General features: G+C 40.5%; 16 protein-coding genes. All 16 read left to right on the top strand.

Annotation, left to right across the window (positions count from 1 at the left end; genetic code table 11):
- Positions 1–21: 21 nt before the first annotated feature.
- Entirely contained in the window at positions 22–480 is a 459-nt protein-coding gene (locus tag AB5706_RS08380) for a NanQ anomerase/TabA/YiaL family protein (RefSeq protein ID WP_148461352.1), read from the top strand.
- Positions 481–554: 74 nt separating this feature from the next.
- Positions 555–641, top strand: a complete 87-nt coding sequence (locus AB5706_RS08375; RefSeq protein WP_368356822.1) for a DUF6783 domain-containing protein — start codon at positions 555–557, stop codon at positions 639–641.
- Entirely contained in the window at positions 638–1,189 is a 552-nt protein-coding gene (locus AB5706_RS08370; RefSeq protein WP_148461353.1) for an ECF-type riboflavin transporter substrate-binding protein, read from the top strand. The genes AB5706_RS08375 and AB5706_RS08370 overlap by 4 nt, the downstream gene beginning before the upstream one ends.
- Positions 1,190–1,479: 290 nt before the next feature.
- On the top strand, positions 1,480–3,204 hold the full coding sequence (locus AB5706_RS08365; protein WP_173716768.1) for an ABC transporter ATP-binding protein: 1,725 nt from the start codon (positions 1,480–1,482) through the stop codon (positions 3,202–3,204).
- Positions 3,194–4,024: an energy-coupling factor transporter transmembrane component T family protein gene (locus AB5706_RS08360; RefSeq protein WP_173718008.1), complete on the top strand. Its 831-nt coding sequence runs from the start codon at positions 3,194–3,196 to the stop codon at positions 4,022–4,024. The genes AB5706_RS08365 and AB5706_RS08360 overlap by 11 nt, the downstream gene beginning before the upstream one ends.
- A 153-nt stretch (positions 4,025–4,177) precedes the next feature.
- Positions 4,178–4,390 (top strand): helix-turn-helix domain-containing protein, encoded by a 213-nt coding sequence (locus tag AB5706_RS08355; RefSeq protein ID WP_173769160.1) that lies wholly within the window; start codon positions 4,178–4,180, stop codon positions 4,388–4,390.
- A 192-nt stretch (positions 4,391–4,582) separates the two neighbouring features.
- The gene (locus AB5706_RS08350) at positions 4,583–4,771 is read left to right on the top strand and encodes a MerR family transcriptional regulator (RefSeq protein ID WP_173769159.1); all 189 of its coding nucleotides are present in this window, start codon (positions 4,583–4,585) and stop codon (positions 4,769–4,771) included.
- The gene (locus AB5706_RS08345) at positions 4,755–5,849 is read left to right on the top strand and encodes a DNA cytosine methyltransferase (protein WP_226836836.1); all 1,095 of its coding nucleotides are present in this window, start codon (positions 4,755–4,757) and stop codon (positions 5,847–5,849) included. Before AB5706_RS08350 ends, AB5706_RS08345 begins: the two co-directional genes overlap by 17 nt.
- A 4-nt stretch (positions 5,850–5,853) precedes the next feature.
- Positions 5,854–7,266 carry a protein NO VEIN domain-containing protein gene (locus AB5706_RS08340; RefSeq protein WP_173769158.1) on the top strand — a complete coding sequence of 471 codons (1,413 nt, stop codon included), beginning with the start codon at positions 5,854–5,856 and terminating at the stop codon, positions 7,264–7,266.
- Positions 7,266–8,228, top strand: coding sequence for a DNA cytosine methyltransferase (locus AB5706_RS08335; RefSeq protein WP_173769157.1), 963 nt, complete (start codon positions 7,266–7,268; stop codon positions 8,226–8,228). Before AB5706_RS08340 ends, AB5706_RS08335 begins: the two co-directional genes overlap by 1 nt.
- A 38-nt stretch (positions 8,229–8,266) precedes the next feature.
- The gene (locus AB5706_RS08330; protein ID WP_173769156.1) at positions 8,267–8,707 is read left to right on the top strand and encodes a very short patch repair endonuclease; all 441 of its coding nucleotides are present in this window, start codon (positions 8,267–8,269) and stop codon (positions 8,705–8,707) included.
- A 38-nt stretch (positions 8,708–8,745) separates the two neighbouring features.
- Positions 8,746–9,378 carry a hypothetical protein gene (locus tag AB5706_RS08325; protein WP_173769155.1) on the top strand — a complete coding sequence of 211 codons (633 nt, stop codon included), beginning with the start codon at positions 8,746–8,748 and terminating at the stop codon, positions 9,376–9,378.
- A gap of 121 nt (positions 9,379–9,499) precedes the next feature.
- Entirely contained in the window at positions 9,500–10,723 is a 1,224-nt protein-coding gene (locus AB5706_RS08320; RefSeq protein WP_173769154.1) for a M28 family metallopeptidase, read from the top strand.
- A gap of 118 nt (positions 10,724–10,841) precedes the next feature.
- Positions 10,842–11,378 (top strand): hypothetical protein, encoded by a 537-nt coding sequence (locus tag AB5706_RS08315; RefSeq protein WP_173769153.1) that lies wholly within the window; start codon positions 10,842–10,844, stop codon positions 11,376–11,378.
- 104 nt (positions 11,379–11,482) lie between these two features.
- The gene (locus tag AB5706_RS08310) at positions 11,483–12,223 is read left to right on the top strand and encodes a LytR/AlgR family response regulator transcription factor (RefSeq protein ID WP_173769152.1); all 741 of its coding nucleotides are present in this window, start codon (positions 11,483–11,485) and stop codon (positions 12,221–12,223) included.
- A gap of 202 nt (positions 12,224–12,425) precedes the next feature.
- Positions 12,426–12,647 carry a hypothetical protein gene (locus AB5706_RS08305; RefSeq protein WP_118577908.1) on the top strand — a complete coding sequence of 74 codons (222 nt, stop codon included), beginning with the start codon at positions 12,426–12,428 and terminating at the stop codon, positions 12,645–12,647.
- Positions 12,648–12,688 lie beyond the last annotated feature (41 nt).

The following is a 12,688-nucleotide window of genomic DNA, read 5'->3' as shown; positions in this document are numbered from 1 at the left end:
AAAATAACAGGAGGATTTATCATGATTGCAGATTACGCAGACAAACTGAATACATATGAGGAATTTAAAGATTACGCTGACATGGTTCAGCAGTTTATCAAAAAACAGAAAGAGGAGAACCTTCCAGAAGGCAGATACGACCTAAAAAACGGCATTTTTGCCTTGGTTCAGAAATATACCACCAAGCCACTGGAAGGTGCACAGATGGAATCCCATAAGAAATACTGTGACCTTCAGTACATTGTAGAAGGCACTGAGAAAATTTACTGGGCATCTCTTCGCAAGCTTACCGTAGAGGATGACCGCACCCCGGAAGCTGACATTATTTTCTATAAAAGTGGTCCGGAGCAGGGATACACTCTTCTGGAGGCTGGCATGTTTGGTTTCTACGCTCCTGAAGACGGTCATATGCCCTGCATCGCCGTAACAGAAGCCCAGCCCGCAACGAAAATTGTGTTTAAGATTCCGGTGAAAGGCTGAAATACTGTGGATTCAGATTGACAAGCTCTTAATAAAGCGTATACTATAGCGTGTTAGAGCCTGCTTGAAAAAACATTCCCGCAAATTGTGACGCACATCTTGCAGAAAGCCTTTATCAAACACGCTCTAGTAAGACACATAGTAGGAGGAAAGAGCTATGAAAAACAACAATAGTATCAAAACCGTAGTTGCCATCGGTATCGGTGCAGCACTGTTCTTTGTGCTGGGACGCTTTGTGGCGATCCCTAGTCCGGTTCCGAACACAAACATCAGTCTTCAGTACGCAGTACTTGGACTTCTTGCAGCAATGTATGGCCCGGTTGCAGGCGGACTCATTGGTTTCATCGGGCATACACTGATCGACCTGTCCTGGGGTGGAAGCCCATGGTGGAGCTGGGTTATCACATCTGCATTTGTAGGTGTTGTGATCGGTCTGTTCGCCAAGAAGCTTCAGGTTCAGGAAGGCGATTTCGGAAAAGGCAAAGTTGCCGTTTTCACAGTTGCAAACGTGATCGCACATGTTGTAGGATGGGTAGTTGTTGCACCTGTACTTGACATTGTAATCTATGCTGAACCGGCAAACAAAGTATTTGCACAGGGTGCATTCGCCGCTGTTTCAAACACCATCACAGGTGTTGTAGTCGGCGGTCTTCTGATCCTGGCTTATACAAAAACAATTGCAAAGAAAGGCTCCCTGGATCAGGAATAAGTTGAAAGGGAAATTTGTAAAAGACCTTGCTATGGGGAAACTTGTGGCAGGGTCTTTTTTGATGCATAATTTTATTGGATCCAAAAAGTAAATTTCGCAAGATTTATGCAAAATAAGATAAACTTTGGTAAGAAATTTTATTGTGGATTTAAGAAATTCGTGTTATCCTTTTGAGATGGTGTAAGGTGTACACTTATAGAGATGCAAATTGTTAAGTGGTTCTGAAGCAGTCACATTGTTTACAAATTGACGATGGATTCGCTTCAGGATATTTGATTTTGAGGTACTATATGACAGAGAAAAAATCTCCTATTATTTCTTTCAAAAACTTTTCTTTCCAGTACCGGGCACAGAAAAAGCCTACGCTGAAGGAAATTAATCTGGACATTTATCCTGGCGAGCGGGTGTTGATCGCAGGTCCTTCCGGCTGTGGAAAAAGTACTCTGGCAGGCTGCATCAATGGCCTGAATCCTTTTTCCAATCCAGGAGAATGCAGCGGGGAACTTATTGTGGATGGTGTGGATGCGCCGAAGAGCAGCATTTTTCAGCTCTCTGCACATGTGGGCACAGTGCTGCAGGATCCGGATGGTCAGTTTATCGGGCTGACGGTTGGCGAGGATATTGCCTTTGCATTGGAAAACAGCTGCATGCCGCAGGATGAAATGCATGAGATCACCCGTCACGCGGCAGAGCTGGTCGGAATTCAGGATCATCTGGATTACGCGCCCCACGAGCTTTCCGGAGGGCAGAAGCAGCGCGTCAGCCTGGCGGGGGTAATGGTGGATCAGGTGAAAATCCTGTTGTTCGACGAGCCATTGGCCAATCTGGATCCGGCTACAGGTAAGCAGACTATTGAGCTGATCGACGAGATTCAGGAAAAAACAGATACTACGGTGGTGATCATTGAGCACCGTCTGGAGGATGTTTTGTGGCGAGATGTGGACCGTATTGTTCTTATGGGCGATGGAAAAATTCTGGCAGATCTTCACCCGGATGAGCTTTTGTCCACCAGACTTCTGGAAGAAAACGGAATCCGAGAGCCTCTTTATCTTACTGCACTGCGTTATGCAGGTGTGGAACTTGCTCCTGCGAAGAAACCGGCACATGTTGATTCTGTTGTGATAGATAAGGCAGACCGGAAGAAAATGACAGACTGGTTCTGGTCCCGCCCGGCAGCAGAGGCTGAGAAAGAACATGAGCCGCTGCTTGAAGTTAGAAATCTTACCTTTGGTTATGAGAGAGGCAGGCAGACCTTACGTGATGTTTCTCTTACAATCCAAAAGGGTGAAATGGTCAGCATTGTAGGGAAAAACGGTGCCGGGAAATCTACTTTTTCCAAACTGGTCTGCGGCTTTGAGACACCAGATTCCGGTGAAATTCTTTTCCAGGGAAGGAATCTTCTGCAGGAAAATATCCGCCACAGAGCCAAACATATTGGCTATGTGATGCAGAATCCCAATCAGATGATTTCCAAGACTATGATTTTTGATGAGGTGGCACTGAGCCTTCGCAATATGGGAAAAAGCGAGGAAGAGATTCGGGAAAAAGTGGAGGAAACTTTGAAAGTCTGCGGACTTTTCCCATTTCGGAACTGGCCGGTATCGGCGCTTAGCTTCGGGCAGAAGAAGCGTGTGACCATTGCCAGTGTGCTGGTGCAGGATCCGGAACTGATCATTCTGGATGAGCCGACTGCGGGACAGGATTTTCGCCATTATACAGAGATTATGGAGTTCCTTCGTGGGCTGAATGAAAAAGGGGTAACAGTTGTGATGATTACCCATGATATGCATTTGATGCTGGAATATACGCCTCGGGCACTGGTTTTTGCAGATGGCAGGCTGATCGCGGATAGAAGCGCGGCAGCAGTTCTTTGTGATCCACAGCTGATCCGTCAGGCGGCACTGAAGGAGACCAGTCTTTTTACCTTGGCGAACCAGCTGGGAATCAGTCCGGCGGAAGAGTTTGTGCAGCGTTTTATTGAGGAGGACAGGGAGGTGCGAAGCCATGGCCGCTAAGACAGTGTTGAATTATCTGCCAAGGGAAAGTGTGATACACAAGCTGACAGGTACCACCAAACTGGCGTTTTTCCTGCTTTTTACTTTTGCAAGTATGATCACTTATAATACGTGGGTACTGCTTGGGCTGTTTGCGGTGAGCCTGGCGGCGTTTAAGCTGAGTAAGATTAAGTTCCGCGAAGTGCGGTTTATGATGATTTTTATGCTGGTATTTCTGGTGCTGAATAATCTGTTTATTTTCCTGTTTGATCCTAACCAGGGAACGACGCTGTATGGCACCAGACATGTGCTTTGCCACCTGTTCTGGCGGTATGATCTGACTGCAGAGCAGCTGTTTTATATGGTGAATATTTCTCTGAAATATTTTGTTGCGCTGCCGGTTGCGATCTTGTTTATTTCTGCAACGAACCCAAGTGAGTTTGCTGCTAGCCTAAACAGTATTGGAATTTCCTATAAAGTGGGTTATTCTGTGGCGATTGCGCTTCGATACATTCCAGACATTCAGCGTGACTACCACAGCATCAGCCAGGCTCAGCAGGCAAGGGGCGTAGAGCTTGGAAAAAACGAGCACTTTTTTGCCCGGCTGAAGAATTCGGTGAATATTCTTCTGCCGCTGATCCTGACCAGCCTGAATCGGATTGATACCATTTCCAATGCCATGGAACTGCGTGGGTTCGGAAAGGATAAGAAGAGAACGTGGTATATGAAGAGACCTTTTGAGAAAAGGGACTTCGTGGCAATTGGAGTTGGCGTGGTACTGCTGGTAGTCAGCATGACGGTGACGATACGGTGGGGGAGATTTTATAATCCGTTTGTTTGAGAAAAAGGGAATATGGTAAGAGATATAGATGGCTGTGCGAGGGGGCTCGCATGGCCATTTTATACTATAAATGCGATTGACAAAAAATAGTATAGATGTTACTATGAATTAACGCAACGCGTCTGTTTTTTAGGGGGTAGGAAGGTAGATCAGATGAGTAGAGGAAAAGAGGTAAAGGAATTACGTGAAAAAATGGGAATGAATCGGAGGGAATTTAGTGAGTACTATGGAATTCCTTATCGTACAGTTCAAGATTGGGAGGCTGAAAAGCGTGAACTGCCAGATTATCTCTTACGTTTGCTTAAGTATCGGGCAGAGATTGAGAATAGAGTAAAAAAAGAAACGAGCACCTCGCTTGAGCAATAGCTGTATGGTAACAAACCCATTTTATATATATATTATAACAATAGGAAATTTTCTGCAAGTGAAAATTTAAATTACTGAAAAATACTATAACAATAGAATAAATATTTAAAATATATAGTCCCTACGAGTAGCTTGATATTATTCGCCCCGTCGAATATAATAATTAAGGTACGAAGCTTTTGGAGGTGCAAGATGAAATACATGACTGCTAGTCAAGCTGCAGAAAAATGGAAAATATCACAAAGAAGAGTTCAAATTCTTTGTGCGCAGAATAGAATTAAAGGAGTTTTTAAATTAGGTGAAAATTGGGCAATTCCAATGAATACACCTAAACCAAGCGATAAAAGAAGAAAGGCGGAGAGTCATGATGAAGAAATTTAATGTGATAGATCTTTTTTGTGGATGTGGAGGGTTTTCAAAAGGTTTTGAAGAAGCTGGATTTAATATTTGTTTTGGAATTGATATGTGGAAAGATGCCACAGTTACTTATCAGCATAATTTTTCCAATGCGGTTGTGTTAAATGAGGACATTACAAAAATTTCAGGAGAGGACATTTTGAAAATGTGCAGTTTACAGGCCACTGAAGTTGACGTAATAATTGGAGGACCACCGTGTCAGGGGTTCTCTGTGTCTGGAAAAAGAATGATTGATGATGAAAGGAACAGGTTGTATAAATCGTATGTAAATATTGTATCAATTATTAAACCGAAGGCTTTTGTAATGGAAAATGTGCCTGGACTTGTGAGGCTTTTCAAAGGAAAAGTTGCAGAACAGGTTAAAGAGGATTTTACAAATATTGGATATTCTGTTCAAATGAAAATATTATCTGCGGACAATTATGGTGTACCACAGCAAAGAAAAAGGGTGTTTTTTGTAGGAATACGAAAAGATTTATCGGAAAAAGGTATAAAGTATTTTTATCCAGAGCCAATTATGGGAGAGGGAACAGGAATAAATTCGTGGACGTGCAAAGACGCTATCAGCGATCTCGATTTTGTCCCAGATGATCGTGTGTTAGGGGAAGAGATAGAATATGTATTGCCAGCAGAAAACGAATATCAAAAAGTAATGCGAGAAGGTAGTAAAAGCGTATTAAATCATTCAATAACCTTGCATACAGAAAGAACAAAAGAAATTATATCTATGGTTCCGGATGGGGGAAACTATAAAGATTTACCAGAGAATTTACAGAATACAAGGAAAGTGCATATTGCGTGGACAAGGATGAATAGTAACAAGCCATGCTTTACTATAGATACAGGACATAATCATCATTTCCATTATAAAGAAAATCGTGTTCCGACTGTGCGTGAATCGGCAAGAATACAATCATTTCCGGATTCTTTTGAATTCATAGGGATAAAAACAAGTCAGTTGAAGCAGGTAGGAAATGCTGTTCCGCCTTTGCTTGCCAAAGCAATTGCTAGAAGTCTTGAAAGTATTTTAGAAGAGGGGTGACTATATGTATGATCCAAGTAAACAGTATAGATGCACAATAATCCGAGGAAAATCACAAAAAGAAATGGATGATCTTTTGCCCGCATATGCAAAGGTCATAGACGAAATCTGTCCATGCAGTCATCAGGATTTTGAGACACTGTTTAATGAAGCTTTTAAGCGATACCTTCCAGAATCTGAACGCATAAAGAAAACTTTGGATAATCATAGGACAGAAATTTCCGGGAAATTATTTGGAATGTACTATTTCGCAGAAGATGGAATGGTATACGAGTCTGAACGAACTCAAAAGTATCTTGAAGATAATGACCAGCCTGCTTTTTTTAAGGATATATGTTTCAAAATGCAATTTCCTAATGGCATGCAAAAGGTGTCAACTACTGTCGCTAAAAGAGTTGAAGATGAGATTAGTGTTCGACCAAACGCATTTGTTTTAAAATTGTTACAAATTGCTCAAACAGCAGGTGTGACTATTACAAAGAAAGCGTTAGGCTATTATGTTTTAAATTCATTAGATGTATTACAAGGACATGCTAATCCGTATGAAGTGCTAGAAGCGATAGTAAAGGACCAGAAAGATGGGATTGAACACGACATAAGTGTTCCTGGAAAAGCGTCTTCGTATACGCATCAACATATAAATGAACAGATAAATTATTTGGAATTAGCTAATTTAATTAGAGTAACAGAAGATAAACGTGTGATTTTAAATCCCAATGAAAGCGAAGCAATTAGTCTTTTTACATCAGTTTATAAAGATAAACCAGAATTTGATGTTTATGAATATGATTTGGGAAATGCTGAAATTAGAAAAGAATTTCAATTTAAATGGGATGCATATTATGCTCGCTTATCTCAATATGCTCAAAATTTTAAGACTAGTTCTGTAGCTTTATTGTTTGAAGAAAAAAAGTCTATAGAAGAAACTAAAAAATCACGAGTTAATCTTACAGAGTTTGGAGATGAAGGGGAAACACTTGTATATAATTACGAAAAGTCGAGAGTTGCAGCGTATAATACAAGATTAGCAAATAAAGTTCTTTCACTTGGGAAAACAAGAGGTATTGGTTATGATATTCAGTCTGTCATTGCTGAACCAGGGGATGAGGCTGAGTTTGTAAAATATATTGAAGTAAAATCGACTAAGCGTTTAACCAGTCCGGACTTATCAGATCCGCTATGGGTAGATTCGTTAAATATTACAAGAAATGAATGGATAGCTGCGCAGCAGCATAAAGAGTATTATGCAATATACAGAGTGTTTTTTACACGAGAGGGGGCTACTGTTTTTGTGATAAATAATGTGGCTGAAAAGATTAAAGATGGAAGAATACAGGTAACACCTATGACATATAGAGTTGATTTTTCCAATAGCAGTGTAGATAAAGAGATACCAATTAGAAATGAGGAAAGTTAATGTACAAAGTAGTTTCGTTGTTTGCTGGCTGTGGAGGTTGTGATCAGGGTATAACAGGAGATTTTGTGTTTAATCAAAAAAGATATGAACGACTTCCGTTTGAACTTACGTATGCAATGGATATTGACCAAAAAGCATTAAATACCCATATGCTGAATTTTAGGGACAGTATAATAAAATGTGCGGATGTATGCGATGTGGAATCATCCGAAATTCCGGATTGTGATGTTATTATTGGAGGGTTTCCCTGCCAGTCATTTAGTACGGTGAATCCAACGAAGGATCCGTTTGATGAAAGAGCAAATTTGTACAAACAAATGGTACGAATTGTTAAGGATAAACAGCCACAAGTATTTATTGCAGAAAATGTGAAAGGCCTTATGACATTACATAAAGGAGAGATTTTTAAAAGAATATATAAAGCTTTTGAAGATGCTGGATATACGTTATCTTATCGTTTATTAAATGCGGCAGATTATGGCGTTCCGCAGAAGCGAGAGCGGATGATTATGGTTGGGTTTAGAAATGATTTAGGAATAAAATTTGAGTTTCCAGAGGAAACAAATAAGAATAACTGGGTACCACTTTCTGTTGCAGTGCAAAAACTTGCAATTGATGAACAAAAATATTATTTTTCAAAAAGAGCTGTTTTAGGAATGAAAAATGCAAAACCAAATATGAAGAGAGGTTTATGGCAACATTTAGATGAACCGTGTCTGACGGTTACAAGTCATCTGGCAAAAGTAAGTTTAAATTCCCGAGATCCAGTTCTTTTAGTTGATCCTGAAAAAGAGTTATATCGTCGTTTTACGCCGAGAGAAGCCGCACGTATACAGTCATTTCCCGATGAGTTTAATTTTGCAGGTAGTGAAACTGATGCATACCGACAAATTGGTAATGCAGTACCTCCGGTAATGTTTTGGCATGTTACTAAAAAAGTAGCAGATTATTTAGAAAAATAAATTCCTAAAATTTGAAGATAATCTGAGGAGAAACTAAAATGACGGATGTACTTACGCCAGAGCAGCGAAGAAGAAATATGCAAAATATCCACCAGAAAGATACGTCAATTGAGCTTTGTTTACGAAAAGCATTATGGAAGAAAGGATATAGATACCGCAAAAATGTAAAAACTTTACCCGGAAAGCCAGACATAGTGATTACAAAATATAAAATTGCAATATTTTGCGACAGTGAATTTTTTCACGGAAAGGATTGGGAAGTTCTAAAACCGCGGTTGGAAAAAGGAGTGCATGGAGATTTTTGGGTGAAAAAAATTACGAACAATAGAAGACGAGATGATGAAGTTAATAAAAAACTATTGTTTATGGGCTGGACTGTAATTCGCTTTTGGGGAAAGGAGATAATGAAAAACACAGATGAGTGTGTAAGGGTTATAGAAGAAACAGTATTTGATATCAAAATGGAAGTAAATGATTAAATAATGGAATAATTACAAAATTTAGGAGAAATGAAACAATGCTAGAGGCAATGACTTATCAAGATATGCTTAGTGATATTAACGAAAATGCAAGAAAGAACGGTATTATAAATGATACTATTGGTATTTTGATCACAAGGCCGGATCTGCCGACCGGAAAACAAATTATGAACAGCTTAGAATATTTTCATTTTCGAACAGGAAAATCTGTTAATTTTTATTTACCCGGTTATGGTGCGTACTGGACAAAATATGATTATCCTGATGGGATAGTTGTAACAAGAATAAACGGAGTTGAATGGTCTTTTAGCAATGAAATGTTTGTCTCATTTATTCAAAATTTAGAACATTATTCAAAATGGCAATATTCAGGAGAAAGTGAACTATTATTAGTGGAATTAAAGGATAATGTTTTGTCGTATCAAAATACAATGCAATTTCACTTAGATAACATGCTTAGGGACAGAGTTATAGGATCTATTCCTCAATTTTTTGAAACTTTATTTAGAGTATGTGCAAATAAAGATTCATTACAACAAATTAGTAACATTTTTGGGCAAAAGACAGTTAAACATGTAAGTATGGAATTTGTATTAAGCAATGTACCATCCGGTTTGAGAAAACTTTTTACAGAAGAAAAATATTTCTGTGTAAAAAATGTGGAAAATTAGAGAATATACCACATGTACTATTGGTTTAACATGCTTCAGAATATAAAATATAGAAAAAATTTATGGCTATCAACTGAATTTTGTTATGGGGTATAACGTATTTACTAAGGAGAAAACCATCATGAATTTAACCAACATTTTTGAATCCACTGATTTTGTTCACGCCAGTGGCACGAAGGAAGAACTACAGGTTGCGGAATTTTTGAAAGGACAGTGCGAGGAACTGGGAGTGACGGCGAAGATAGAGGCTTTTCGGGTTGCTATGGGGAATATTGAGGAATCCCATCTTTTTGCAGATGGGAAAGAAATTCCCTGTAAGGCATTTAACTGTTGCGGCAGTGGCGTTGTAGAAGGGGAACTTTATTATATGCCGGGAACGGATCCGGTCTCTGTGGCTGGTGCTAAAGATAAGATCGTGCTTCTGGATACTCAGGGAATTGGATTTTTCGGATATCAGGATCTGATGAAGGCAGGAGCAAAGGGGATTATTTTCCAGTATGGAAATGTACACTTCCCAAATACAGATATAGATCAGAGGGATCTGCGAGAGGCTGTTGTAGGGGAAGAGCGTAAGGTACTTTGTGCTATGATTCATTCCAGCCAGGCTGTAGAGCTGGTGAAAAACAAAGTAAAGAATATCCGTTTAGAGGTATTCCAGAAAGAGTATGACGGCCAGTCACACAATGTAGTCGCAGAGCTTCCCGGTAAGCGTGACGAGTTTATTGTATTAACAGCTCATTACGATACCACTTCTTTATCTCATGGCGCATATGACAATATGAGCGGCTGTGCAGGACTGCTTGGAATTATGGAGCAGCTGAAAGGAAAGGAGCTGAACTATGGGCTTCGTCTCGTGTTCTGTGGGAGTGAGGAACGTGGACTTCTGGGTTCCAAGGCTTATGTACGTGATCATAAAGAGGAATTAGAGAAAATAGTGTTGAATATTAACTTGGATATGATCGGAACCTACCTGGGCAAGTTTATTGCCTGTGTTTCCGCAGAGGATAAGCTGGTTCACTATATTTCCTATATGGCGGCAGAAACCGGCTTTCCTGTAGAAGCTAAGAGCGGTGTTTATTCCAGTGATTCCACGCCGTTTGCAGATGGCGGTGTTCCGGCGCTGTCCTTTGCCAGAATTTCCAGTCCGAATGTAACACCAATTCACTGCCGTTATGATGTTAAAGAAGTTATGTCTATGGAGCAGCTGCAGAGAGATATTGATTTTCTGGTGAAGTTTACACAGCACTTTGCAAATGCGGTTGTATGCCCGGTTGCGCGGGAGATTCCTGAGAAGATTAAAAAAGAACTGGATGAGTACCTTTTCAGAAAGAGAAAAGAGCAATAGAGCATGAAGAAAACTCCAAAATAAATGTGCGCTATAAAGTGGGATGTGCAGATTACAGGAAAAGATTTTTGAAACGTGTTTCAGATAAGGTAGCTGGGATGAAAAAAGGAGGAGTCCTATGAGTTACATAACTACATACACAAGAAAGCATTTCGACCCGGTTCATCCGGACCCGGAGCGAATCTGCATTCAGGATATTGCACATGCATTGCCATTGATCTGCCGGGGAAATGGACATGTAAGCACCTTTTGGTCTGTTGGGGAGCATTGTATTTGCTGTGCGAAGGAGGCTCTTGGGCGAGGGTATTCCAATCGTCAGGCGCTGGCTTGTCTTTTGCATGATGCCAGCGAGTGCTATATGTCAGATGTGCCCCGTCCGCTGAAGCAGGAGATGCCCAGATACCGTGAGGTGGAAGAGCAGCTGCTTCAGGTGATTTATAAGAAATTTCTGGGAAGCAGTCTGACTGATGAAGAAGCGCAGCGTCTGAAAGAAATTGATGATGATCTTCTCTGGTATGATTTAGAGGTTCTTCTGGAAGAGAAACAACCGGGGGATGCACCGAAGCTGCACTTTGAGCTGGATTATACAGTGCGGCCGTTTGTTGAAGTAGAGCAGGAATATCTGGAAATGTTTCAAAAACTGAGCGAATCATAAAAGACAGATTTTTACCCGGAGAATGCGGCATTTATTATGCAGAAATATGAGGGATGGCAGATTCAGAAACAGACCTCAGACAGATTCTATGGGAGGAATTACACATGAACCAGGAGATAAAAATAGCGGTTTGTGATGACCTTGCGGAAGACAGGGAGAATATCACCCGGCTGCTTTCGGAATACACAGACAAAAATAACCTATATGTGAAAATAGAAGAATTTTCTTCCGGGGAGGCATTTTTATCCTCAGATACATCCGTTTATTCACTGGTTTTTATGGATATTTTTATGAGTGGGATGAACGGTATGGAGACGGCGAAGAAGCTGATTTCAAGAAACAGCCGGGTGCAGATCGTGTTCGGGAGCACCAGTACGGAGTTTGCAGCAGAGGCCTTTGATATTGAGGCGCTTCATTACATGGTGAAGCCAGTGAGAAAAGAGAAGCTGTTTCACATTCTGGATCGCTTTTTTGACAGTGTCTACTCCCTGCGGACTGTGAACGTGAAAGTGGGACGGCTGGAGGAGAGCATTTACATTTCCGATATTCTGTATGCAGAAGCAGATGGAAAACGAGCGAAAATTCACACGAAAAAGGGCGTGATAGATGCTTCCATGTCTATGGCAGATCTGGAAAAGGTTCTGCCAGCCAATGAGTTTTGCCGCCCGATCCGGTGGGCGCTGGTTTCCATGAGGGAAATCGTGGCTATGCCTACGGATATTCTGAAGCTGTCGGATAAGACAGAAATCCCCATCAGTCGTCTTAAGCGAAAGGAAATCCAGGATGCTTTTGCAAATTATAGCTGGCGAAGTACGAGACGGCGCATGCGGGGCGGAATCCTGTAAAAGAATTTACAGACTACGTTATAATTATAAAAGGAAAAAACTTTATAGCGTGTTTGAAAAAAGGTTTTCTGTAAAATATACGTTATAATCTGCAGGAGAAACTTGAAACGAAATATTGAGAGAACGTTTCGGACATGTTATGATTTGGAAAATATGAAAAACCTTTAGAAAACATTTTTTTGAAAGCGGAGGACATCATACTATGGGAAAAATTATTAATTTATCAGCAGTACTGGAAAAAGAAGAGAAATTACAGCAGGTAGTAGATTACATGGAGGAACTGAAAGACCAGTTTTCAGATTTGATCCAGGAGTATGAGGATGATGGCGCAGATGTAAGGAAAGTCGATACACTGACTGAGGCTCTGGACGCGCTGGAAGATGCATATGAGATGGTCTGTGAAGTTGCTGAGGAAGAGGAGTGATAATTTATTTAAAATAAGGTACATTCAGCTAAAAACACGAA

This window comes from Ruminococcus sp. RTP21484sp1_RTP21277st1_D2_RTP21277_210401, assembly GCF_040924225.1.
In the GTDB taxonomy this organism is placed as follows: Bacteria; Bacillota; Clostridia; order Lachnospirales; family Lachnospiraceae; genus Blautia_A; species Blautia_A faecis.
The sequence above is the reverse complement of the archived record's forward strand: the minus strand, read 5'-3'. Positions and strand labels throughout refer to the sequence as shown.

What these genes read in the sequence shown, in the direction of transcription:
- AB5706_RS08380 (WP_148461352.1), top strand. Translation starts at nt 22, where the DNA reads ATGATTGCAGATTACGCAGACAAACTGAATACATATGAGGAATTTAAA.
- AB5706_RS08370 (WP_148461353.1), top strand. Translation starts at nt 638, where the DNA reads ATGAAAAACAACAATAGTATCAAAACCGTAGTTGCCATCGGTATCGGT.
- AB5706_RS08365 (WP_173716768.1), top strand. Translation starts at nt 1,480, where the DNA reads ATGACAGAGAAAAAATCTCCTATTATTTCTTTCAAAAACTTTTCTTTC.
- AB5706_RS08360 (WP_173718008.1), top strand. Translation starts at nt 3,194, where the DNA reads ATGGCCGCTAAGACAGTGTTGAATTATCTGCCAAGGGAAAGTGTGATA.
- AB5706_RS08355 (WP_173769160.1), top strand. Translation starts at nt 4,178, where the DNA reads ATGAGTAGAGGAAAAGAGGTAAAGGAATTACGTGAAAAAATGGGAATG.
- AB5706_RS08350 (WP_173769159.1), top strand. Translation starts at nt 4,583, where the DNA reads ATGAAATACATGACTGCTAGTCAAGCTGCAGAAAAATGGAAAATATCA.
- AB5706_RS08345 (WP_226836836.1), top strand. Translation starts at nt 4,755, where the DNA reads ATGATGAAGAAATTTAATGTGATAGATCTTTTTTGTGGATGTGGAGGG.
- AB5706_RS08340 (WP_173769158.1), top strand. Translation starts at nt 5,854, where the DNA reads ATGTATGATCCAAGTAAACAGTATAGATGCACAATAATCCGAGGAAAA.
- AB5706_RS08335 (WP_173769157.1), top strand. Translation starts at nt 7,266, where the DNA reads ATGTACAAAGTAGTTTCGTTGTTTGCTGGCTGTGGAGGTTGTGATCAG.
- AB5706_RS08330 (WP_173769156.1), top strand. Translation starts at nt 8,267, where the DNA reads ATGACGGATGTACTTACGCCAGAGCAGCGAAGAAGAAATATGCAAAAT.
- AB5706_RS08325 (WP_173769155.1), top strand. Translation starts at nt 8,746, where the DNA reads ATGCTAGAGGCAATGACTTATCAAGATATGCTTAGTGATATTAACGAA.
- AB5706_RS08320 (WP_173769154.1), top strand. Translation starts at nt 9,500, where the DNA reads ATGAATTTAACCAACATTTTTGAATCCACTGATTTTGTTCACGCCAGT.
- AB5706_RS08315 (WP_173769153.1), top strand. Translation starts at nt 10,842, where the DNA reads ATGAGTTACATAACTACATACACAAGAAAGCATTTCGACCCGGTTCAT.
- AB5706_RS08310 (WP_173769152.1), top strand. Translation starts at nt 11,483, where the DNA reads ATGAACCAGGAGATAAAAATAGCGGTTTGTGATGACCTTGCGGAAGAC.
- AB5706_RS08305 (WP_118577908.1), top strand. Translation starts at nt 12,426, where the DNA reads ATGGGAAAAATTATTAATTTATCAGCAGTACTGGAAAAAGAAGAGAAA.